Source organism: Marinitoga lauensis (genome assembly GCF_004135675.1).
Taxonomy (GTDB): Bacteria; Thermotogota; Thermotogae; order Petrotogales; family Petrotogaceae; genus Marinitoga; species Marinitoga lauensis.
The window spans coordinates 126379-149039 of record NZ_QHLX01000006.1 but is presented as its reverse complement, the minus strand read 5'-3'; the positions used below and the strand labels follow the sequence as shown (position 1 = coordinate 149039).

General features: G+C 26.6%; 27 protein-coding genes and 2 pseudogenes. 3 read left to right on the top strand and 26 right to left on the bottom strand.

Going from position 1 to position 22661, the window contains the following annotated elements; all coding sequences use genetic code 11:
• Positions 1-69 precede the first annotated feature (69 nt).
• On the top strand, positions 70-1422 hold the full coding sequence (locus tag DJ007_RS11535) for a glutamine synthetase family protein (protein WP_129409724.1): 1353 nt from the start codon (positions 70-72) through the stop codon (positions 1420-1422).
• Positions 1423-1453: 31 nt separating this feature from the next.
• Here DJ007_RS11535 and DJ007_RS11530 read toward each other — a convergent pair whose 3' ends face one another.
• The 18 genes and pseudogenes from DJ007_RS11530 to deoD form a co-directional block, all read right to left on the bottom strand.
• On the bottom strand, positions 1454-1693 hold the full coding sequence (locus DJ007_RS11530) for a glutaredoxin family protein (RefSeq protein ID WP_129409723.1): 240 nt from the start codon (positions 1691-1693) through the stop codon (positions 1454-1456).
• Between the two features lie 121 nt (positions 1694-1814).
• Positions 1815-2078 carry an STAS domain-containing protein gene (locus DJ007_RS11525; protein ID WP_129409722.1) on the bottom strand — a complete coding sequence of 88 codons (264 nt, stop codon included), beginning with the start codon at positions 2076-2078 and terminating at the stop codon, positions 1815-1817.
• Between the two features lie 94 nt (positions 2079-2172).
• Positions 2173-3186, bottom strand: coding sequence for an alpha-amylase family glycosyl hydrolase (locus DJ007_RS11520; RefSeq protein WP_276318761.1), 1014 nt, complete (start codon positions 3184-3186; stop codon positions 2173-2175).
• Positions 3174-3566, bottom strand: a complete 393-nt coding sequence (locus DJ007_RS19365) for an alpha-amylase family glycosyl hydrolase (RefSeq protein ID WP_276318774.1) — start codon at positions 3564-3566, stop codon at positions 3174-3176. The genes DJ007_RS11520 and DJ007_RS19365 overlap by 13 nt, the downstream gene beginning before the upstream one ends.
• 41 nt (positions 3567-3607) lie before the next feature.
• The gene (locus tag DJ007_RS18135; RefSeq protein WP_240739562.1) at positions 3608-4159 is read right to left on the bottom strand and encodes an alpha amylase N-terminal ig-like domain-containing protein; all 552 of its coding nucleotides are present in this window, start codon (positions 4157-4159) and stop codon (positions 3608-3610) included.
• Positions 4160-4163: 4 nt separating this feature from the next.
• Positions 4164-4307 carry a hypothetical protein gene (locus DJ007_RS18130; RefSeq protein WP_240739561.1) on the bottom strand — a complete coding sequence of 48 codons (144 nt, stop codon included), beginning with the start codon at positions 4305-4307 and terminating at the stop codon, positions 4164-4166.
• A 107-nt stretch (positions 4308-4414) separates the two neighbouring features.
• Positions 4415-5959, bottom strand: a complete 1545-nt coding sequence (gene abc-f, locus DJ007_RS11515) for a ribosomal protection-like ABC-F family protein (protein ID WP_240739560.1) — start codon at positions 5957-5959, stop codon at positions 4415-4417.
• Between the two features lie 21 nt (positions 5960-5980).
• The gene (locus DJ007_RS11510) at positions 5981-6625 is read right to left on the bottom strand and encodes a DUF1175 family protein (protein ID WP_129409721.1); all 645 of its coding nucleotides are present in this window, start codon (positions 6623-6625) and stop codon (positions 5981-5983) included.
• Between the two features lie 28 nt (positions 6626-6653).
• Complete coding sequence (locus DJ007_RS11505) at positions 6654-7067, bottom strand: hypothetical protein (RefSeq protein WP_129409720.1); 414 nt, start codon at positions 7065-7067, stop codon at positions 6654-6656.
• Complete coding sequence (locus tag DJ007_RS11500; RefSeq protein ID WP_129409719.1) at positions 7024-8025, bottom strand: hypothetical protein; 1002 nt, start codon at positions 8023-8025, stop codon at positions 7024-7026. The genes DJ007_RS11505 and DJ007_RS11500 overlap by 44 nt, the downstream gene beginning before the upstream one ends.
• Positions 8022-8507, bottom strand: coding sequence for a hypothetical protein (locus tag DJ007_RS11495; RefSeq protein ID WP_129409718.1), 486 nt, complete (start codon positions 8505-8507; stop codon positions 8022-8024). Before DJ007_RS11495 ends, DJ007_RS11500 begins: the two co-directional genes overlap by 4 nt.
• Before the next feature lie 65 nt (positions 8508-8572).
• Positions 8573-9670 carry an alpha-2-macroglobulin family protein gene (locus DJ007_RS11490; RefSeq protein WP_129409717.1) on the bottom strand — a complete coding sequence of 366 codons (1098 nt, stop codon included), beginning with the start codon at positions 9668-9670 and terminating at the stop codon, positions 8573-8575.
• A complete protein-coding gene (locus DJ007_RS11485; protein WP_165974148.1) occupies positions 9649-11004 on the bottom strand; it encodes an Ig-like domain-containing protein in 1356 nt (451 codons plus the stop codon). The genes DJ007_RS11490 and DJ007_RS11485 overlap by 22 nt, the downstream gene beginning before the upstream one ends.
• The gene (locus tag DJ007_RS11480; RefSeq protein ID WP_129409715.1) at positions 10962-11285 is read right to left on the bottom strand and encodes a hypothetical protein; all 324 of its coding nucleotides are present in this window, start codon (positions 11283-11285) and stop codon (positions 10962-10964) included. The genes DJ007_RS11485 and DJ007_RS11480 overlap by 43 nt, the downstream gene beginning before the upstream one ends.
• Positions 11239-13382: pseudogene (locus DJ007_RS11470) on the bottom strand (sensor domain-containing diguanylate cyclase). Before DJ007_RS11470 ends, DJ007_RS11480 begins: the two are co-directional and overlap by 47 nt.
• 14 nt (positions 13383-13396) lie before the next feature.
• Positions 13397-14653, bottom strand: coding sequence for a sensor domain-containing diguanylate cyclase (locus DJ007_RS11465; RefSeq protein WP_303645148.1), 1257 nt, complete (start codon positions 14651-14653; stop codon positions 13397-13399).
• Positions 14626-15144, bottom strand: a complete 519-nt coding sequence (locus DJ007_RS11460; protein ID WP_129409712.1) for a PAS domain-containing protein — start codon at positions 15142-15144, stop codon at positions 14626-14628. The genes DJ007_RS11465 and DJ007_RS11460 overlap by 28 nt, the downstream gene beginning before the upstream one ends.
• Positions 15145-15241: 97 nt before the next feature.
• Positions 15242-15949: a purine-nucleoside phosphorylase gene (gene deoD / locus DJ007_RS11455; protein WP_438268390.1), complete on the bottom strand. Its 708-nt coding sequence runs from the start codon at positions 15947-15949 to the stop codon at positions 15242-15244.
• Between the two features lie 136 nt (positions 15950-16085).
• Here deoD and DJ007_RS11450 point away from each other — a divergent pair, with 136 nt between their 5' ends.
• Both DJ007_RS11450 and DJ007_RS11445 read left to right on the top strand, forming a co-directional pair.
• A complete protein-coding gene (locus tag DJ007_RS11450; RefSeq protein ID WP_129409708.1) occupies positions 16086-16616 on the top strand; it encodes a chromate transporter in 531 nt (176 codons plus the stop codon).
• 93 nt (positions 16617-16709) lie between these two features.
• Positions 16710-17126: a chromate transporter gene (locus DJ007_RS11445; protein WP_165974147.1), complete on the top strand. Its 417-nt coding sequence runs from the start codon at positions 16710-16712 to the stop codon at positions 17124-17126.
• 275 nt (positions 17127-17401) lie between these two features.
• Here the strand turns inward: DJ007_RS11445 and DJ007_RS11440 are convergent, their stop codons facing one another.
• The 8 genes and pseudogenes from DJ007_RS11440 to DJ007_RS20475 form a co-directional block, all read right to left on the bottom strand.
• Complete coding sequence (locus DJ007_RS11440) at positions 17402-18109, bottom strand: bifunctional 5,10-methylenetetrahydrofolate dehydrogenase/5,10-methenyltetrahydrofolate cyclohydrolase (RefSeq protein WP_129409704.1); 708 nt, start codon at positions 18107-18109, stop codon at positions 17402-17404.
• A 104-nt stretch (positions 18110-18213) separates the two neighbouring features.
• Positions 18214-19875 (bottom strand): formate--tetrahydrofolate ligase, encoded by a 1662-nt coding sequence (locus tag DJ007_RS11435; protein ID WP_129409702.1) that lies wholly within the window; start codon positions 19873-19875, stop codon positions 18214-18216.
• A gap of 14 nt (positions 19876-19889) precedes the next feature.
• Positions 19890-20714: a methyl-accepting chemotaxis protein gene (locus DJ007_RS11430; protein ID WP_129409700.1), complete on the bottom strand. Its 825-nt coding sequence runs from the start codon at positions 20712-20714 to the stop codon at positions 19890-19892.
• Positions 20711-21184, bottom strand: coding sequence for a PDC sensor domain-containing protein (locus DJ007_RS11425; RefSeq protein ID WP_129409698.1), 474 nt, complete (start codon positions 21182-21184; stop codon positions 20711-20713). The genes DJ007_RS11430 and DJ007_RS11425 overlap by 4 nt, the downstream gene beginning before the upstream one ends.
• Before the next feature lie 23 nt (positions 21185-21207).
• The gene (locus DJ007_RS11420) at positions 21208-21774 is read right to left on the bottom strand and encodes a chemotaxis protein CheB (RefSeq protein WP_129409696.1); all 567 of its coding nucleotides are present in this window, start codon (positions 21772-21774) and stop codon (positions 21208-21210) included.
• Between the two features lie 8 nt (positions 21775-21782).
• Positions 21783-22121: a response regulator transcription factor gene (locus tag DJ007_RS11415; protein ID WP_276318772.1), complete on the bottom strand. Its 339-nt coding sequence runs from the start codon at positions 22119-22121 to the stop codon at positions 21783-21785.
• Positions 22122-22183: 62 nt separating this feature from the next.
• Entirely contained in the window at positions 22184-22477 is a 294-nt protein-coding gene (locus DJ007_RS18125; RefSeq protein ID WP_240739558.1) for a hypothetical protein, read from the bottom strand.
• An 81-nt stretch (positions 22478-22558) separates the two neighbouring features.
• Positions 22559-22660: pseudogene (locus DJ007_RS20475) on the bottom strand (hypothetical protein); the annotation flags it as partial.
• Position 22661 lies beyond the last annotated feature (1 nt).

Genomic DNA, 22661 nt, shown 5'->3' with positions numbered 1-22661 from the left:
ATAATAGAACTATGAAAAAAATTTCAAAGATGGTATAGTATAGTGGAAATAATTTTTGGAGGTGAAAAAATGTTTAGTTTTTTTAAAATTGATAAAATACCGGAAGATTATGATTTTTTAGATATTATGGTTGTAGATATATATGGAAAGTTAAAACATGTGACTTTACCTAAAAGTTATGTAAGTGAAAAAATTTTCAAAGAAGGAATAGGTTTTGATGCGTCTAATTATGGATTTGCAAAGGTTACAGATTCAGATATGGTTTCAATTTCTGATTTCGATAAAATATATCTGGAAGAAAATGAGGGAATGAAAATTATTCATATATTTTCAGATGTTATAAGTCCATCTACTGGCGAATTTTTTGATCAATATCCAAGAAGCATAGCAAAAGAGACGTTGAAAAATATTAAAAAATCAGGAATTGCAGATGATATTAAGATGCTTGTTGAACTAGAATTTCATATTTTTGATGAAGTCAGCTATAAAACATCGGAAACAGAATCGTACTATAGTGTGGAAAATTCTGAAGGATTGGGAGAAGGACATGATTATCCAAAAGCATATGGTTCTGCATACCATTTAAATGATCCATATGATATACATTTTCAACTAAGAAATGAAATAGTTAAGGTTTTAGAAAATGCTGGAATACCTGTAAAATATCATCATCATGAAGTCGGAATTGCCCAACATGAAATAGAATTAAATTTTATGAGTTTAGTTGATGCTGCTGATAATGTTACTTTAGCAAAATATTTAATTAGAAGAGTAGCGAATGAATATGGATTATATGTAACTTTTATGCCAAAACCATTATATAATATGCCCGGTAATGGTATGCATGTTCATCAATATCTTGAAAAAGAAGGCAAAAGCTTATTTGTAGGAGATGCATTGTATAATTTGAGCGATTTAGCTTTAAATTATACAGCCGGTATTTTACATCATAGTTTAAGTGGATCACTACTTGCATGGTCTAATCCTTCAACAAATTCATACAAAAGATTAGTTCCCGGGTTTGAAGCGCCAATATCTGCATCTTTTTCAAAAGGAAGTAGAAGTGCTGCTATTAGAATACCTGGATATTTAAGCAAAGCTGATACAAGAATAGAGTTTAGGACGGGTGATGCCACGGCAAATGTATATTTCTTTTTGTCTGCTATGGTTTTGGCAGGAATTAATGGTATTGAAAATAAATACGATCCAGTAAAAATGGGATTTCATTCTAAAGGGGAAAATGAGAAGGAATTTCCATTAAATTTAAAAAATGTTATGAAAGGTCTCAAAGAAGATAATGAATATTTAAAAACATTTCCAAAATCTTTGATAAATAAATGGATAGAAACAAAAGAAAAAGAAGCGAATATGATATATTCAATTCCTATACCAAAAGAATTTGAGCTATATTTTGAGTTATAACAAAAAGAGAGGCTCTCTGCCTCTCTTTTTGCTATATTCCTAATAATCTTTCAATTTTAGCTTTGTCAAATCCAACAATAGTTTGATTACCTATTTCTATAACTGGAACACCCATTTGTCCTGTTTTTCTTACCATTCTTTCAGCAGCTTTTTGGTCTTTTTCTACATTGTATTCTTTAAAAGGAATACCCAATTCCTTAAAAAATCTTTTTGCTTTTTTGCACCATGGACATCTTGATGTTGTATATATAGCAATTTTTACGTGAGCCACACAAACCCCTCCTTAATATTATATACAATTTGTATATATCTAAATGTATTTATGCCATATAATATTTAAAAATAGAAGCATTTTTTGTTAAAAATAAAAAAATCTTCCCGAAGGAAGATTTTTAATCTACATTGTATTCCTTAACAGGAATTATCTTATCTAATCTAACAATTTCGATTACCTTTTTTACATTTTCATTTCTTACATTATGAAGCTCCATAGAGCCTCCTTTTTTCTTATAATTCATGAAAAAGTATAAAATTCTTCCCAATCCGCTACTATCGATATAGTCTAAATCTGACATATCTATAAATATTCTTTTTATTCCATTTTCTGCTAATTCATTTAATTCATCTCTTAATTCTTCAGAGTTATTTATGTCGATTCTTCCTTGTAAAAAATCGTTGCACTATTTCCATAAATTTCTTTTTTCATAATATTCCTCCTTCCATTATTACATTTTATTATATCACAAAAAATTATAATTTTTTAAATACGATAGCACTTTTTTCTGGTATATTTCCTTTTATTATGCCATTATATACTTCGATTTCTTTAAATTCAACATTTTTTGTACTAAAAACAACTTGCAATTTCCCATTTTTTATTTCTGAAATCCAGACAGGAATTTCAAGCTCATATGGTGTATCATTGATATTAATTATAACTACTATATATTCATCATTATTCCAGATACCATAAGATACAAAACCTTTGTCCCATTTTAAAAATTCAATAGAACCATTTCTTAAAGAAAAGTGCTCTTTATAGAATTGTATCATATTTTTCATAAAAGTCAAACGTTCTTGATATTCTTTTTCATTTAATTTATTCCATGGAAAAGTTCGTCTATTATCAGGATCTGTCCAGCCGGCCAAGCCTATTTCATCACCATAATATAATCCAGGAGCGCCAGGAAGTGTGAATGACATCAAATAACCAATTTTAAAAATATCCCAGTCAATTCCGTTTTCCGCTTCATCATGTCCATTAATATGAGCTCTTCCAACTTTTTTTGTTGTTCTGGTAGCCCATCTTGAATGATCATGATTACTTAATTGATTTAATGAAACATATTTAGAATTCAGTGGTAATTGACTCCAGGCCCATCTTAAATGATTAATAAACCATTCGGAATTTCCTATTAATTCAGGTTTGAAATCATCATTATGTTTTTCTGTACCTGTTAAAAAATAACTAATTGGATCCATAGAACCAATATAATTCATGACGCCATCCCAGGATAAACTTTCAATCCATTCACGAGGAGATTCATAATCTTCTGCAAAGATAATAGCCTCTTTGTTAGCTTTTTTTACAATTTTCCTGAAATATCTCCAGAAGGTTTTATTAAGTTGTCGGCTTTTTCCCAGATCCCTTGCAACATCAAGGCGCCAACCATCAGCATTAAAAGGATAGCTTACCCACTTTTCACCAATTTTAGAAATATATTTCCATAGTAACATTGTTTTGTCATAATTTAATTTTGGCAATGATTTATAACCCACCAGCCTTCATATCCATCTTTGTTCCAGTAAAAATATTCAGATTCAGGAACATTTGGGTCATTAGCAACGCCAACATCTTCACCGTATATTTTATATTCATTGACCCATTTATGATAAGAACCACAGTGATTAAATACGCCATCTAAGACTATTTTTATATTTCTTTTATGGGCCTCATCAACTAACTTTTTAAATAGGTTATCGCTTTCAATTAAATTTTTTTCAGAAGTAGTTCTAACTTTATATTTTTCTTTCAAATTATCAGTATCTTCAACAATTACTCCTAAATGAGGGTCAATATGTTCATAATCCTGTGTGTCGTATTTATGTGGACTCGGAGATACAAAAATAGGATTTAAATAGATAACCTCAATTCCCAGTTCTTTCAGATAATCTAATTTATCAATTATACCCTGTAAATCCCACCGTAAAATTCTTTATGACCTTTGGTAGGATGAGGTAATTCATTCCATTGCTTTTTTCTTATAGGTTCTCCATCATAAATATATTCTCCGTCTACAGGGTCATTTGTAGGATTTCCGTTGTTGAATCTATCCGGGAATATTTGATAATATACAGCTCCAATAGCCCATTCTGGAACTTCAAATTCAGGAATAATAACAAAGTCTTCAATATGCCTATTTTTTACAACGCCTCTTGAATCATATTTTATTTTTTTTCTGCGTTCGATAAAATCTATTTCAAAATGGTATCTTATATATCTTTCAGTTAGCTTGAATTTTGTTGAAAAATACCAGAATAATTCGTTTTCTCGCTCTAAATGCATAGGGGTATGTTTATATCTATTTGAATTTTTTTGTGTTAAAAGATATAGATTTCCAGAAACTTCGCCATACTTTTTTGGAACCCTTATTTTAATAGTAATTTCGTCTCCGATTTTAGGACTGGTAGGATTAAAAAAATTTTCACTCTGATCGGAGTATATACCAAGAATCATACAATCATCCTCCAATATTTTCTAATTCCTGTAATTCAAGAATTATATTATTTTCTCTTTCTGAAATATTTTCCAATTGTTTTTCTAATATAGATTTTTCTTTCTCCAATTCTATCAATTTTTGATAATTTTCTGAATAAGAATACATTAATTCTTCTATTTCTTCAATTTTTAATATAATTTTTTCAAATGTTTTTTCCAGTTTTTCTTTTCTCTTTTTAATGATTTGATTTTATTTTTATTTTTTTAGATGTTTCAAAATCTATATTTTTTTATTTTCTTTTTTATTTTAAACGAATCATTTAGTAACTCTGGAAGAACTGAATCAAAAGATTGATATTCCAATAAAACTCCATTTTTTATTAAGAATAATCTATCAGAAATATTTTTTATTAAATTTTCATCATGTGAAACCATTATTATAGCACCTTTGAAGTCTTTTAATGTTTCTTCTAATGTTTGAACTGTAAAAATGTCAAGATGGTTTGTAGGTTCGTCTAAAATCAAAACATTTGGTTTTTGTAAAATCAATTTTGCAAGAGCTAATCTTGTTAATTCACCGCCGCTAAGTGTTTCTACACTTTTAAATACAGAATCTCCTGCAAATCCAAAACGACCAATATATTTTCTTACTTCAAAATCCTGCCAATCCGGAACATCTTTCCAGATAATGTCCATCACATCTAGGGATTTGTTTAACGATGAAATAACCTGATCAAGATATCCAACTTTAATAGTATATCCCCAATTTATTATTCCATTTTTTGGAGATAACTTACCCATGAGCAGTTTTAACAATGTGGATTTTCCGCAACCATTTTTTCCTAAAATAGTAATTTTTTCACTTTCGTTAATTTCAAAATTTATATTTTGTAAAATTAATTTATTATCATCATATCCAAATTTGAGATTTTTGACTTCTAAAACCTTATAACCAGTTCTTTTGGGTTCCGGGATTTTTATTTTAATAACCTTTTCTTCCTTTAATGAATCGATTTCTTCGTATTCTTTGATAAGCTTATCTCTAAGCATTTCACGAAACTTTGCCTGTTTCATCATTTTTTCAGTTCCCCATTTTCTAAAACGTTCGATCATTGAATTAAGCCTTTCAATTTCTTTTTGGAGATTTTGTTTTCTGCTGGTTATATTCAATAACATGTTTTTTCTATTGCTTAAATATTGATTATAATTACCTTTGAAATCCCATACTTTAAAATTATTTATTTCCCAGAATCGATTTGCAAGTTCACTTATGAACTTTCTATCATGAGAAACAAATATCAATGCACCTTTATAATTCTTTAAATAATTTATAAGCCAATTAATAGAGAATATGTCTAAATGATTGGTAGGTTCGTCCAATATCAACAGATTATAATCTCCAGCTAAAACTCTACCCAAACCCAGTCTTGTTAATTCACCACCGCTTAAAGAGCTTATTTTTCTTTCCCATTCAAATTCTTCAAAACCCATTCCTTTTAATACGGCTCTTACTATTTTGTTTTTCATTTCTTCATTAATACTTTTTTCAATTTCTTTTAATACATAATCATATAATGTCAAATTTAATTCATCTGTTCTAAATTGTTTTAAATATCCCAATTTTAAATTTTTGGTTTTAAATATATTACCTTCAAGTGGTTCTATTTCTCCATTGATAATTCTTAACAATGTAGTTTTTCCCGAACCATTTGGACCAATAAGTGCAATTCTGTCATGTTCGTAAACAGATAAATTGACATCATAAAAGATGTCTTGATTTCCGAAATTATGAGAAACATTCTCTATTTTAAAAAGCATTAATTTCACCTCACTGCACAATTATAACATTAAAATTTTGAATTTAAAAATTCCAAGAAAATACTTATTGGTTTCAACTGGTAACCATGAAGGATCAAATTTAAAGAAATCCTTTATTTTAACGACTTTTATGTAACCGCCGCCTTCAATAGGACCGGTATGATATATTAGATAATTTTCATTATTATAAGAAATATAAACCATTAGATGATAGGGGAATGAGGGGTCTTCTGGGTGAAAAAAAGCCAGAATATCTCCTGATTTTGCTTTGTTTATGTCTTTTGAGATAAAATCAAAATTGAATTCTATTAGATATCTTGCGGTAACGTAATCTGAAAAATCTTTATCGATAGTATCAGGATTAAATACACCGGATCTTTTTCTAAATAATTTAATTCCGATATATGGAACATCTGGATAATTATATTTCAAATCCTTAAAAACAGGACCGTTATAATTATTTTTGATAATCCATTTTTCATCGTGTTTTTTTAATGTTTCTTTATAGGCATATCTAATTAAACCAGCACAATCACTATAATTTTCTGGCAAGTTATTTTCTAAAGCAATGTTTATAACGATATTGGAAAACCAATTTCTAAATAGTTTGCTTTCTTCTTCATTAAGTTCAAGAGAATCTTCGAATCCATTTAAATTTTTATCTATGGTATATAATTATTTTTACAACTGGTGTCTATAAAATAATAAATAATAATGTGATTAGTATATAAAATCTTTTCATATTAAAACCCAGATTTTTAATATATATTTCCTGGTATTGATAATTCATTTTAAGGAAATTAGTTAAATAATAATGGTAAAGTTCATGAATTAATGTTTTTCTAAAAATTTTCAAATTTTTCAGTATGGTAAATGGTTCAGTAATAATAATATTTTCATCTGGTATATAAACAGCCGCTTTTGAATACGGCTGCCCTGTAAGTAAATTGTATTCATGTAATGACTCCGTTTCTATAATTAATACTTCAAAATATTCATTAAAATTATAATCCAGATTAAAATCATAAGGATAAAGATATATATTATAGCCAAAGGATATAAAACTAATTATTAAGGATATTAATATTAAAGATTTTCGAACTGCCATAAACACCGCTCCAATACATGGAATAACCTACAGTATGTAATAGTGTATAATTTCCGATTGCTGTAGGTTTCCAATAATATTCAAATGTTCCATCATTGTAGCCATTTGCAAAGAATGAAATTTTATTTTTCTTAATTTGATATGCACTATACCAGTAATTCCATTCATTATACCAATTATAATAAAATTTATAAGATGGTTTAATAGTATTTTCGTTGTAATTGTTTAATATCTGTGAGGCTCCTATAAATGGATCTTCAAATATCAAATATGCAGGAATTTGTGAATGGAAATGTATTTTTGTTTTTAAAATATCTGATATGTATAATTTATGCTCCCCATTTTTAAAACGAATTTCAAATTTACCAAAATTCATTAAAGGTTTTGAATTTCCTTCAAATTTAACAGTGCCATAGTAAATGTTTTTTTTCAGTATTCTGGAAGCACTTATAGGTAGTAAATATTCTAATTTTTCATTATTCAATTTATACATTGCATCGCCGAATAAATAGATTTCATCATTTAATGTATCGATATGATGTATATTTTTATTTAAATCGATAATCTTATCATTCATTAAAAGTTGATTATCTTTAAGGATAATTACATTATTTTTATATATTGCAAAATCCGTTATGTTTTCGTTGATTTTAGTATTTGAAACAACTTCAAAGAGTCCTTTAGATGTATGAACATATATCTTTTTCTTAAAGGTCCTTATAGAATATGGATTTCCATATTCTATATTGTTTATTCTGATATTTCCATTTTTTATTTCAAAAAAGATATTATTTATTTGAAATGTTTCGTTTTTGCCTTTGTAAAGCCATATATATTCATTTTCCTTCTTTTCTAATGTGTTTAAAGATAATGGTGTAATAATATCTGGTATATAACTTTTGTCTAAGGGCATAAAGATATCTACTAAATATTTATTTTTATCCTTTGTTATAATCATGGATAATTTTTATACAACGTTTTTTCTATGCTTATACCATTGTTTACGTTTTCTTTGTTGATAATTATTTTTTCTATTGTTTTTAGATTTTTTAATTTAAGATCTGAAAAATTTAATAATGCAATTATAGCTCGAGCTTTATCTTTTGTAGAATACCATTTGTTTAATAATAAATATTTTAATACTTTTAATGAAAGATCTTTTTCTCTTTTTTCTGACAATAATTTTAATAACCATGCATTAAGTTCAATATGACTTATGAAATAATTACCATTGTTTTCATTTTCTAAATATGCAATATCATTAATGGTTTTTATCTTGGATTTTAATAAATTAAAGGACTTCTCGTCAAAAAATGAAATAAATAATAGATCAAAAGTATTTTCAGGATTAATTTTGATATTTTTCCCATATAATCTTAAAACATACCATATATATCCTTTGTAGTTGGATTTTGATATATTTTTTATTAGATAATTCAAACCATTTTTTATAATTTTCTGTTCAATATTATCAATGTAGTGAAATAATTCCAGAACATATGCGGTTAAATATGGATTTGATTTATCATTTGGCCACCAACCCAGCCACCATCATTGTTCTGATATTTATATAATCTATAAATATTGCTTTGAATATCAGTGTAACCATTTAAAACAGCAGGGAATATTGAAGATACAGTTTGTTCAGTACAATCATATGGATATTTTAATAATTCATTGATGTTTTCATATATTAAAGAGTTTATATTGAAAACATTTCCTTTGTTGCTCTGGATAATCTCTTTTTCATGCCTTTTTAATTTGTTATCATAAACGGTAAATGGTAATTTTACTATATCCTTATCAAAATTGAATAAAATATTATATTCACCGGCTTCATTTGTCTCGAACTTAAGTTTGAGGATTTTTGTTAAATTTTTTGGAATTTCAATATTTCCAGATTGTGGAGAAATATTAATTTCGCTATTAATGCTATAATTGACTTTTAGATCTATATTATTTTTATTATATATAATTACAGGTACAACAAATGAATCTCCTTTAATTGCAAATTTTGGTAGAATAGGTCTGATATAGAAATCCTTTGTTGATACATATTTTGTTATTTTAGTACCTACGCTTTTTTTTGAAACTCCATTTACAGTAACCCTAAAGCTGGTTATGGAATCGGGATTTTTAAATGTAATTTTAGCATAACCATTTTTTGTAATAATAGAAGGTATCCACAATGCAGTATCAGGGAAAAATTCACGTGTATTTGCTTTTTGCGAATTAGCTGCCTTGGTTGAAGCCATTATATTTTTTGAAATTGGAAGAGCAGCTCTGGGATAATAGTAAAAGTATTTATTAGAAGTATCTATTATCATTTCTGGATAATAAATTTGAGGATATAACTTTTTTTCAAAGTCAAAATTATTATTTGCAAGTGCAAAGATTGCTTCATCAACTACAGATATTGTAAACTCTGCGTCTTCATTTGAAAAAATTTCCAGATTTATATAGTCTTTTGGATTAGCAATGTATTTTGATAATTTTATTGAGAAGTTTAATTTTCTGTTTTTGTTTAAGTCTATTTTTTTGATAATTTTTATAATTTTGTGCTTTTCCATATAAAAGGCAACTATAAATAAATTCTTTTCCAATGTATTTTGGGTATTTTCAATGTATTACCTTCATCATATAATGTTCTACCACACAAATAAGCATAACCATTAAAATTAATAAGATGTATAATATTATCCTTTATAATGTAATCAATATCTTTTCTTTTCTGATAATATTTTGAAATATAAGCATATACATATGTATAAGAATCGCTATATGATAGTTTTATTTTATAAGAACCTTCATTATTAAAAGAAATGGGTATGAAGAAGTTATTCTTAAAAGTATGTATAAATGAATCGATGATTTTATTGGAATCATCAAATATCTCTATTTTCATCTTTCCTGAAGCAGGTCTATTTTTTATATCCGTTACAGTACCAGAGATGGTGATTTTTTCATTTAGTTTATTTTGATAGTAGTAATTATCTGTTTTAATTAGATATTCACCATTATAAACCTTTACAGATAATTCATCTTCCAGTTGTCTCTGACTTTCATCTACACTTATTACCTGTAAAACATAATATCCATTATGTTGGGGTAATACTTTTATAGGAAGGTTTATATTCCCATTCCTATCAGTAAAACCTATTCCCTGATATATCATATTTGAATTATTGGAATTTAATGGATAATATCTAATATAATAAGCGACCTGTGCATTATTTACAGGTTGTTCGTTGTAGTATTTTAAATTTATTTTAAAATGTATTATTTCATTGGAAAAATAATATTCTTTATCAGCACTTAACTTTACTTTATAATCCGGTTTTATATAATTTTGAAGATAAAAACCATAATATGTTTCTTTTTTATTGTTATTAACGATTACTGAATAATATCCAATAGGTAGTTCTTTATCTAAATTATAGTCAATAGAGGCACCGCCATATTCGTCGGTAATTATTTCTTTGTCCATTAATTTTAAATCATCTGGACCTATTAATTTTATCTGTATTTTTTTGTTTTCAGCAGGAGAATATATATTCTTATTAGCATTGAAAAGATGTATTTTTATATGAAGTGGATCTCCGGGTTTATATATTGTTTTGTCGGTTATAATGATGATTTTATTATCGGTATATACTTTATATTGGTTGTAAAAATCCTTTATTGCATATGAATCGTTTTTCTTTACAATGATTTTTTTCAAATTGTAAGTTTTTATGCTTAATTCAAAAATATCATTATACTCTTTTATATTGTTGTTTTTATCTATTAAAAATATATCAGCAGGTAATAAAGCTTGATTTTTAAGATTTAAAATTTTTATTTTTAAATTTTTACCATCATATATTGAGATAAAATCTATGCTTTTTACTATAACTATGTTATAATATGCGTTTTCTTTTCCCTGTAATTCAAACAAATATATGCCTTCTTTTTTATCTTTTCATTGTATTTGTTGTTTTTTAATTTTATCTTTTTTGAATAAAGATATTCTTTTTTTAGATCTTTGATATTTTTTTGTTGTATAAATATTTCCATGGGATCGATTATTTTATAAACATTTACTTTAATATATTCCTCATTATATCCGTGAATTATAACCTCTTCACCAGGATATAATTGTTTGTTTTCAATATATACATAAGAAAAAGCATTAATTATCAAAATGATAAATAAAATAAAAACAATATTTTTTTTCATTACCCGCCTCGTTATTTTTTTTATATTCATTTTTTTCTTCATACATTTTTTTATCTACAAATTCCATGATTTTATTTACATCCTCAAATTCTCGACTATAAGTAGCAATTCCAATACTGGCACCTATTTCAAGAGAATTTTGGTCTATTTTTAATGGATTATTGAATTTTTTTAATAGTCTTACTTTTAATAAACTAGCTTTTTTATAATCAGTCTCTGGTAATATTATTGCAAATTCATCTCCCCTAAACGGGCAAAAATATCTGTTTTTCTGAGATTTTCTTTTATTAAACGAGAAAATTTTATGAGCACTTTATCTCCAACTAAGTGACCGTATGTATCATTTATTTTCTTAAAATCATTAATATCAAGATAAATAATAGAAAAGATTCTATTGTATCTTTTAGCAAAATCAAAGAATTCTTCCAATTTTTCATAAAAATAATATCTGTTATATATGTTTGTTAATGAATCATAAATGGATAAATCTTTTAGCCTTTTCTCTAAATAGTTTTTTTCTAAAAGTAAATCAAGATAATTTTTTAAAACATCAACAAACTTTAAGCATTTCTTATCAAAAGCATTTTCATTTTCAAGGTTATCGAGTGTGATATATCCGTAATATTCATTATTTATTGTTATAGGAATAAGAATAGAAGTTTTTATTTCATTTCTATAACCATATTTATTTAAATTTTCTAAATTATAAATATTTTTGGCGGAATTTTTTTCCCATTTTTTTATTACAGAACATGATTTAAATAACTTTTCTGCTTCATTTGCATCGAAATAAACGCTTTTTAAATGCTTTAAATCATATCCGACTGTTGCATAAAATTTGTATTTATTACCTTCTTTAATTAAAAAACTACCTTTTTCAGCTGCAGGGGTAATATCAATAATCTTTTTTAAAATGTGTTTTGCCATTTTTGAATTAAAATCATTTCGCATAATTATTTTACTTATTTCAAGAAGAGTATTTGCAAATTTTTCATTATTTTTTAATTCTTCTATATATTTCTTTTCTTTGGTTATATCTATTCCCGAGCTAATTATATATTGAATTTTGCCAGTGCTATCTTTAATGTATGAATTATGCCAGGATATAATAAATTTTTCTCCTTTTGTATTTATTATTTCGTTTTCATAGTATTCGACACTATTTATTAATCCATTCATTATTTTTAAAAAAACATTTTTTGTGTTTTTTCTTACATCTTTTGGTATAAAATTCTCAAACCAATCTATTCCAATAGCTTTTTCTTTATTGATTTTTAACAGGTTAGAAGCTTTATTGTTTATCTCAAATATTTTTCCTTTTTTATCAAGAATAATATTTAATACTTGAGATACTTCAAAATATTTTTTGAATTTTTCTTTTTCGAGAGCTAAATTTTCTTCGAAATGTTTTTTTTCAGTAAAATCCTCGACAATTCCCATTCCAGCTATAATATTATTATTGGCATCATATACTGGAGAGAAAAAAGCACGTATATATAACGTCTTTTTGGAAAGCAGAGCAGTATATTTAGTTTCAATACATTCTTTTTTCCCTTTAAAAACATTTTTTAATTTCTCAACAATTTCTTTATAAGGGATTTCAAAAAGATTGAATTTTTTATATTGTTCTTCATATGTTCCAAAAACTTTTAAAAATCCATGGTTGAAATTTGTAAGATATCCATCTTTGTTATAATAAAATATACCAATAGGAGCATTTTCAAAAATTAATTTATACATTTTTTCTTCTTCAAGTATTTTATTTTCCAGGTCTTTTTTTTCTGTTATATCATGAATTATTGATAGTAAAAAATTATTTTTATTATCTGGTATAACAGATATAAGCATTTCAACTATTTTAATTTCGTCATTAGATAATTTTGCAGAAGTTATTAATGAAGTGTTTTTATCTATATTTTCATAAGAAAAGTTGAATATTTTATCAGGTGAAGTATTTAATAATTTTTCATGAGAATAACCTAAGAAGTCTATAGTTGCTTTATTAGCATCTATAATTTTATTTTGTTTGTTATCTATTAATAATGCAATTGAAGGATTATTATAAAAAAATTTTTTGAATTCTTTTAATGAACTCACTTATGTACACATCCTTATTTTTTTCTGGTTTTATTTTGATACATCATTTTATCAGCCTTTTCCAGTAATTTGTCTATATTGCTACTATCATCTGGATAGATTGAATATCCATAGCTAAAGTGTAGTTTAATTTTAATACTTTTATAGGAAAAAGATTTTTCGAACTGTTTTCTGATCTTGCTTATAACTTCCTCTACCCCAGTTGTGTTAACTTCTGGTAGTGCTATTATAAATTCATCACCACCAAGCCTTGCGAATAAATCACTTTCTCTAATAATTGCAGATATCTGTTTTGCAAAATACTTTAATACTTCATCTCCAATTTTATGTCCATAATTATCGTTTATTGATTTAAATTTATCTATATCCATGTATATGAAAGCAATTTTTTTATTATGTCTTTTTTCTAAAGAGATAATATTTTTAATTTTTGAGATAAAAGCCTGACGACTATATATTCCTGTTAAATAATCATATTCTGCTGCCAATCTCAATTTTTCTTCAAGTTCAATTTTATACAATAAAAATTCTAAATTACTTTTTATAATTTTGGCAAAATGTAAATCAATATCTTCGAATGAATAATTAAACGTATCAAGAGTGATTTCACCATATACCTGTCCATTAACTATTAATGGTATCATTATTGTTTCTTTTATTTCTTCAGTTCTTCCATACTTATTTAGAATATCTAAAATATTTTTATTTAATTTAGCATGTTTTTTAAGGTCATAAATTATATATGGATCATAGCTTTTTAAATATTCTGGCTTAAATTTTATAGACTTTAATTTTTTTAATTCATATCCATATGTTGCAATATATTCAAATAATCCCTGTGCGTTTTTTAAAAGAAAACTTCCGGCTTCAGCATGAGGAACAATTCGAATTAATTTTTCAAGAATTTTATAATAAAATTCGTCTGAAGGAGAATTAGATAATATATAGTTTGTAAGTTTTAAAAATTCAGAAGAGAATATTGAATTATATTTTAATAATTCAATATATTTTGTTTCTTTTGTAACATCAATACCAGAACTCATAGTATGTGTAATTTTTCCATCAGCGTTCTTTACGTAAGAATTATGCCACGAAATTAAATGCCTCTTATTTTCTTTATCTATTATTTCGTTTTTGTAAAACTCAACTTCCTTTAAATTCCCCTGCATTATTTTAAAAAAAGTATTTTTTACCCGTTCTCTAACTTCTTCAGGGATAAAATTATCAAACCAATTAATTCCAATTATAGCGTCTCGAGTTGTTTTAAGTATTTCACAGGCTTTATTGTTAATATCATAGATATTTCCATTTTATCAAGAACAACATTGATCGTTTGAGAAATATTAAAGTAGTTTTCGAATTTTTGTTTTTCAAGACTTAACTGCTCTTCTAATTTTTTTCTTTCTGTTATTTCATAATTGATTTCTTGAATAATAAAATCTTTTCTATTATTGATAAAAATAGGAGAAATATGGGCTTCAACCCATTTGATATTTCCATTTTTTGAAATATATCTTTTTTCAAAAATTTGAAAAAAATCACCATTTTCAATTACTTTGTTTAGTCTTTTTAATATTTCATTTTCTGTGTCATATCTATGCATATCATATGAAATTCCTATCATTTCATCTGGTGATGAATAACCTAATAATTTAGCAGCTTTTTTATTAGCTTTTATTAACTTTAAATCCTTATTCCAGTAAAATATAGCATTATTTGAATAGTCAAACAATCCTTTATAGATCTCTTTTTCTATTTTCATAGTTCCTCCTAAAAGTTAAAAAAATTATAATAATATTATACCATAAAATAAAACAACAAAATAAAACAATTGGGCATTCTCGAATGCCCAATTGTTTTTAAGCCATTTCTAAAGCGATTTTCATCATGTTTGTAAATGATTTCATTCTTTCTTCACTTGATGTAGCTTTCATGGTTACCAGAGAATCTGATACGGTTAACAAACATGCGGCATTTTTTCCTGTCACCTGGGCATTAGCAAATAAAGCAAATGATTCCATTTCAACAGCAATACATCCATATTTATCTCTTATAGTTTTATAATCATCAAAATTTTGTCTATAGAATACATCTGAACTATGGATTCTTCCTTTATGAATAGGTATATTTAAATTTTTTGCAGCATTTTCCAATTTTACATTTAACTCATGTGAAGGCTTTAAAATATTTTCTTCTATTCCTGCCATTACTCTGGCATATGTGGATTCGCTATATGATTCTTCAACTAAGATAACATCATATAAATCAATTTCATCTGTATAAGCACCACATGAACCAACTCTTATAATGTTTTGTACATCATAAAATTTAAAAAGTTCGTATGAGTAAATTCCGATACTTGGCATACCCATACCACTACCCATAACACTTATTTTTTTACCTTTGTATGTTCCTGTGTAGCCAAACATATTTCTCACTTTGTTGAATAAAACAGGATTTTCTAAAAAATTTTCAGCTATAAATTTTGCTCTTAGTGGATCTCCTGGCATTATAACAGTTTCTGCAATAATCCCTTTTTTGTCTACCTCAATATGTGGTGTTGGTATCATAACAATTCCTCCCTTTTTCAAAATTATAAATAGTATTTATAATTATACACTCTTTTAATTAAGAAGAAAATTCAAAAATAAAAAAATATGATAAAATATAAAGAACATAAAGAAATTGGAAGAGGTGTTGCTTTTGATTAAATTGTTTTTCATGTTTTTTAAAATTTCTTCATTAGCCCTTGGTGGTGGTTATGCAATGATTCCTGTGATGTTAAAAAATTTAACCAGTGCAAATTTATTAACAGAAGAAGAATTTAAAGATATTCTTTCAATAGCTCAGGCTATGCCAGGTCCTATAGCTTTTAAGACTTCATGGTTAATAGGTAAGAAAATATACGGAATAAAAGGAGCAATAGTTGCATCTCTTGGAATATTAATTCCACCTTTTTTTAGTATAGTTTTAGTAGCTTCAATATTGAAAAAATATTCAAATAATAAATTTGTATCTGCATTTACCAAAGGAGCATACGCATCACTAATAGGTATGGTTGCTGGAATTCTATATGATTTTGTAAAAACAACAAAATTTAACGTATATGATATTTTCATAATATTACTTTCAGTTTTAATGATGTTTTTTTATCCTAATTATACAGTTATTGTGTTTTTTTCATCAGTATTGCTCTTTTATTTTTTAGAAAAAGGATATGATAAAAATGTTTAAAATGATATTATTATTTTTTGAAATAGGATTTATTTCTTTTGGCGGAGGCTGGGCTTCTTTGGGATTATAAAACAATTAATCCTTGAAAATAAATTGTTATCTGAAAAAGCTCTTCAAGAAGCAATTTCAATATCACAAATGACTCCTGGCCCAGTTGCAGTGAATTTAGCCACGTATATAGGATATTTAAAATATGGCTTATTAGGAGCATTTTTAAATACATTTTTTTTGGTAATACCGGCTATTATTTACTACTATACAGCAAAAGCTATTTTAAAGAGATTTAATTTAAAAAGGAATATTCTAATGAAAAGTTTAAGATTAAGCACAGTTATTCTTATTTCTATGACTTTTTTATCTGTCTTGAAGCCTGTAGTTGTAGAAAATAATTACCTAAGTATTATAATAGCGATTTATGCATTGATATTGTTCATAAAAACAAAATTGGACCCTATTTATATAATATTGAGTTCTGCGTTAATAGGAATGATAGTCTTTTCTATTATATAAACTCCAGGAGCGGAAGCTCCTGACAGTTTGTAAACAAAGTACAAAATAAAATAATAAAATAATAAAATAATAAAATACTCAAATAATATTCACTCATCCAGTGAAAATTCTTAAACTCTTCGCTTCGCGAAGGGGTTTAGGATGAATGTTTTTATTATAAAATAAAAAATAACCTTAAACCTTTCGCCATGCGAAATGTTTAAGATTCGTTCATATTATTTTTTCTTATTTTATTTTATCGACAGTCTGAAATAACCAGGAGCGGAAGCTCCTGGTTATTTATATAATATGGTTTTTGTGAGATTTTCGAATAAAATGAGCGAGGTTATTTCTCCAACACCTCCAGGCACTTCTGTCACATATGCTATTTCTTTTACCTCTTCTGCAACATCACCAATAATATGACCATTTTCCACATTAATTCCAACGTCTATTATTATGCTATCTGGTTTAACCATATCTTTTTTTAATAATTCAGGAACTCCTGCTGCAACAACTACTATATCAGAATTAATGGTAATGTCTTTTAAATTTTTTGTATGGCTATGACAAATAGTGACTGTGGCATTGTTTTCTTTATTAGAAAGTAATATAGAAACAGGAATTCCTACTATAACACTTCTACCTATAACCGCTACATTTTTTCCATCTAATTTGGTAAAACTATTAAGTATTCTTACAATTGAATCTGCAGTACAGGGCAAAAAATATGATTTATTATAAATCAAGTTTCCAAGATTAAATGGAGTAATGCCCTCAATGTCTTTTTTAGGATTGATATAAGAGATAATTTTATGTGAATCGAATGGAAGTGGTTGAGCCAGAAAGATTCCATTGACACTTTCATCTTTGTTTAATTTTAATATAATGTCCATTAATTCTTTTTCAGTTTTTGACGTAATTAATTCATACTCAATATTTAATTTTTTTGATAATTTTTTTTGAGAGTTTAAATAAGCTTTTGTTGCTTTGTCGGGATTCAAAGCTACGCTAACCAGTTTAAATTTTTTTCCTTTTGTTTTTTTAAAATATTATTTTTAATTTTATCTGCGAGTTCATCAATTTTTATTATCATATAATCACCAACCTAAAATAAACCTGTTATATTTCCTTTTGCATCTATGTCAATTTTTTCTGCATTAGAATGCTTTGGTAATCCTGGCATTCTCATGATTTCTCCAGCTAAAGCAACTATAAATCCGGCACCAGCAGATAATTCAAAATCTCTTATTGTAAAATTATAATTTGAAGGAGCACCTAATTTTTTAGGATTATCAGATATTGAATATTGTGTTTTGGCCACTATAACTGGCAAATGGTCATAATTATATTTTTTTAAGAATTTAATTTTATTTCTTGCTGCCATTTCATAATCGACATGTTTTGCTCTATAAATTTCTTTGGCAAGTTTCATTATTTTTACTTCTAATGGATCATGCCAATTATAAATAGTATTTAATTCACTATCAATTTTTGTTGCATTTATAACCTTTTCTGCTAAATCCAGAGCACCTTCAGAACCTTTAAAATAAGATTCGTTAATGGAAATAGGAATGTTCATATTTTCAACAAAATCTATGACATATTTTATTTCCTCTTCAGAATCATTATCAAATTTATTTAGTGCAACAACTATCGGAATACCAAATTTTTGTAAATTTTCTATATGAACTCTTAAATTAGCAATACCATTTCTTAATGCATCCATGTTTTTTTCGTTGAATTCTTTAGTACCGCCATTATATTTTAAAGCTCTAACAGTTGCTACAAGAACTATAGCATCAGGTTTAAAGTTGGCCGATGGAGATACAAAATCAAGGAATTTTTCTGCGCCTAAGTCAGCTCCAAATCCGCTTTCTGTAACAACATAATCGGATAATTTTAAAGCCATTTTAGTTGCAATTAATGAATTGGTTCCATGTGCGATATTTGCAAAAGGACCACCATGTATAAATGCAGGAGTATTTTCAATAGTTTGAACCAAATTTGGATCCAGAGCATTCTTTAATACAGCGGCTAAAGCGCCTTCGATCTTTAAATCGCCTATAGTAACAGGCTTTCCTTTTCTAGTTCTTGCAATAACAATATTTTGTAATCTTCTTTTTAAATCAGGAATATCTTCCGCAAGACATAGAACAGCCATTATTTCTGATGCAGCTGTAATTATAAAGCCATCTTCTCTTGGAGCACCATTTGAATGTCCGCCAAGCGCTATTACTATTTCTCGTAAAGCTCTATCGTTCATATCCATAGCTCTTTTCCAGTAGATTCTTGTTGGATCAATATCAAGTTCATTACCATATTTTATATGTGCATCAATAATTGCAGAAACAAGATTATGAGCGGTAGTAACTGCATGAATATCACCTGTAAAATGTAAATTTATGTCTTCCATAGGTAGTACCTGTGCATATCCACCTCCAGCAGCACCACCTTTTACACCCATAACTGGACCCAATGAAGGCTCTCTTAAGGTTACTATAGAGTTTTTTCCTAATTTATTAATTGCCATTGATAATCCAATACTTGTTGTTGTTTTCCCTTCACCAGCTGGAGTTGGATTAATAGCAGTAACAAGAATCAACTTTCCATCTTTTTTATGGTGTAATTCTTTTAAATAATGGTGAGATATTTTGGCAATATGGTTTCCACACTGATGAATGTGTTCTTCACTTATTTTTAATTTTTCGGCAATAGTATTAATTTTTTTTAATTTTGCATTTCTTGCGATTTCGATGTCATTAAGCATGATTATTACCTCCTTTAATCATCGATTTCTTTTGTTAATTCGAGTAATTTGTCCATATGATTTTTAATTTCATATAAAGCTTCAGATGTTTGCTTTATTCCTTCACGAACTTCATTAATTGATAGCCTTGTGCTATGTGAAAAGCCAGTTAAAGAATCCACATTTTCTGCAAAACTTTCAACAACCTGTGATATAGAATCCAAAGAGTTTTCAACATTTACTAATTCTTTTGAAATTTTTTCTGATAATAATACAGTTGAGGTAATACTGTTTTCTATTTCTTTTAAAACTTTTTCTGAGTTTCTTGAGGCATTTCTTGATTCACTTGCTAATTCATTAATTAATTCAGCGATTTTAGAAATTCCGTCTTTATCTATATTTTCTTTACTTGTTTCTATAGAAGAGTTTATTGATAATATAGATACAGTATCTGAAATATCCTTTATTTTATCATTTAAAGCAGATAAATTATTTATAAATTCAGCAATTTTTAGAGTCATCTGATTCATTGTTTGGATATTTGCAAAAAATTCTTTCATATTTAGTAGTGTGGCATTTAATTCGCTCCTTCCTTCTTCAATAGATGAAGAAAAATTTTGTATTAATTCATCCAGCTGTTCTATATTTTTTTGTGTATTAGAAGTTACTAATTCAATTTCGCTGGCTGCAGAACTATTTTCGCTTATATATGAAGATACATTGGCTGTGAATTCTTCAATGTTTTTAATATTCTTTTTGAATTCCTTCCCTATTGCTTTACTAATAAAAATTGAAATTATAAAAACTATAATTATAGATACAATAAGAATAACTATTAAATAATATCTCCCCTTTATCATACTACTAAATAATTCATTTTCAGAGATTGCATGTGCAAAGTAGTATATGCTTTTATCGAATTCGAATTTTTCAAACGCAACATATCTTTTTTGGTTTTCATAAATATATTCAAAAACGCCTTTATCATTTTTTTCATATATTCCCATAGTTTTGGTAAATTTGCATCTTTTATTATATTTATACCTATTTTAGATTTATCTGAATGAAATATTACGTTTCCGTTAACATCAAGAATATAAAAATAACCAGAATCAAAAGTATTAAAACTTTCTTTAAAATAAGGATCTTTAATAATATTAAAATCTTTTTTCAGACTGATAGTTATGCCTTCTACAGAAAATAAATATTCTTTCATCATATCTTTTTTTACCCTAGTTACAAAAGTGTTGTAAGAAATAGAAAAGAAGATTGTTATTATTATTGTAAAAAGAACAGAAATTATTAAAGCATACTTAAACTCTATTTTCATTTTAATTCCCCTCTATAAAAGTTCTATTTTTCATTTTTTATTTTCTCATTTAGCTGAATTAAAACTCTGTTCATATCTTCAAGATTCATTTGTATATAATGACTAATTGCATTCATTGCATTTTTGGTCATATATGGGAATTGAGCATCTTTTTGTATATAAATGATTGTACGTGTTTTTTCCAAAAATTTTAGTCCTTTACTTCCATCATTTCCCAATCCACCAAGTAAAAAAACATATGTATTTTCATCTGCATACAAAGCCAAACTTTCAAATAAATGGTTAATAGAAGGAGCGACAACATCGCTTTTTTGGCTAACAGTTAATGTATTTTTGTTAAAAAAAATTAAGTCTTTTCCTCCGTCTGGAATATAAATTCCATTATGTATTTTTTTTAAGTTCTTTACAATGTGAACTTTTTGATTTGAAATATTTTCGACATATTTTTTGAAATTTTCAGTTTGGTTTGATAAATTATGCATAGCCAGAATAATTGGATAGTTAATTTCTTTATTAAATGAGAATAGTTTTTTTAATGCTTGGGGGCCTCCGGCAGAAGCGCCTATTATTACTTTTATAATATTTATCATCTCCTAATTTAAGCATTTCCCAAAAATTTATTTAGTAATTTAATAATTTTATCCGTGTCTTCACCTTTAATAACATATCCATTAGCTCCAGATTCCAATCCATTTTTAATGTCTTCACGAGAAGATTTTGTTGATAATATTATTATAGGAATATCAGGACTATTCTTTTTTATGTGTTTAACTACATCATATCCACTAATATCTGGAAGTTCAACATCTATAATAGCGGCATCAAAGTTTGAGGCTTTAATCCCATCTTCTCCAGTTGCAGCTTCAATCACGTCATAACCATTATTTTTCACCATTCTGGAAATAACAAATCTGGTTAACGCAGAATCATCTAAAATAAGGATTCTTTTTTTCTTTTGAATTTCGATATTTTTCTTAAAAGAAGAAAACTCAGTGGAAATTATCGGAATAGGAAAAGGATAAATATTTTTTGCAAAACCAGATATTTCACTATTTTTTCTATATTATATGGAACAACAAATGCTTCAAAATGACCCATTATTTCGTCAACAATAACAGCCCTATAATCTTTTGTTATTACTGCAATATTTATTTCTCCTTCACCATAATCAATAATTTCTAACAACTTATTTCTGTAAGCTATTTTATTTGATATTATTTTAGGTTTATTTATAACTTCCAGAATATTATTTGATGAAATTGAAAAAATATTCTCACCTCTTTTAATAACCAATACTTTTTGTGATGTTACCTTTGTTTTAAAAGCAATAGTGAATTTTGTTCCTTTTCCTGGTTCTGTATCGACTTTTACAAAACCACCTTTAGATTCTGCAAAAGCTTTAACAGAATCTAATCCAACCCCTCTTCCAGCAGATTGATCTGCTTTGTCTTTTGTAGAAAATCCTGAATAGAAAATA

Bases quoted from the DNA above. Each gene is read 5' to 3' on its own strand.
- abc-f (WP_240739560.1), bottom strand. From the start codon at position 5,959: ATGCTTTTTAAAATAGAGAATGTTTCTCATAATTTCGGAAATCAAGAC.
- DJ007_RS11460 (WP_129409712.1), bottom strand. From the start codon at position 15,144: ATGAAAATAGAAAAAGAGATCTATAAAGGATTGTTTGACTATTCAAAT.
- DJ007_RS11500 (WP_129409719.1), bottom strand. From the start codon at position 8,025: ATGATTATAACAAAGGATAAAAATAAATATTTAGTAGATATCTTTATG.
- DJ007_RS11420 (WP_129409696.1), bottom strand. From the start codon at position 21,774: ATGATAAATATTATAAAAGTAATAATAGGCGCTTCTGCCGGAGGCCCC.
- DJ007_RS18130 (WP_240739561.1), bottom strand. From the start codon at position 4,307: ATGTATTCTTATTCAGAAAATTATCAAAAATTGATAGAATTGGAGAAA.
- DJ007_RS18135 (WP_240739562.1), bottom strand. From the start codon at position 4,159: ATGATTCTTGGTATATACTCCGATCAGAGTGAAAATTTTTTTAATCCT.
- DJ007_RS11430 (WP_129409700.1), bottom strand. From the start codon at position 20,714: ATGATAAAGGGGAGATATTATTTAATAGTTATTCTTATTGTATCTATA.
- DJ007_RS11535 (WP_129409724.1), top strand. From the start codon at position 70: ATGTTTAGTTTTTTTAAAATTGATAAAATACCGGAAGATTATGATTTT.
- DJ007_RS11425 (WP_129409698.1), bottom strand. From the start codon at position 21,184: ATGAAAATAGAGTTTAAGTATGCTTTAATAATTTCTGTTCTTTTTACA.
- DJ007_RS11435 (WP_129409702.1), bottom strand. From the start codon at position 19,875: ATGCTTAATGACATCGAAATCGCAAGAAATGCAAAATTAAAAAAAATT.
- DJ007_RS11505 (WP_129409720.1), bottom strand. From the start codon at position 7,067: ATGGCAGTTCGAAAATCTTTAATATTAATATCCTTAATAATTAGTTTT.
- DJ007_RS11480 (WP_129409715.1), bottom strand. From the start codon at position 11,285: ATGAAAAAAAATATTGTTTTTATTTTATTTATCATTTTGATAATTAAT.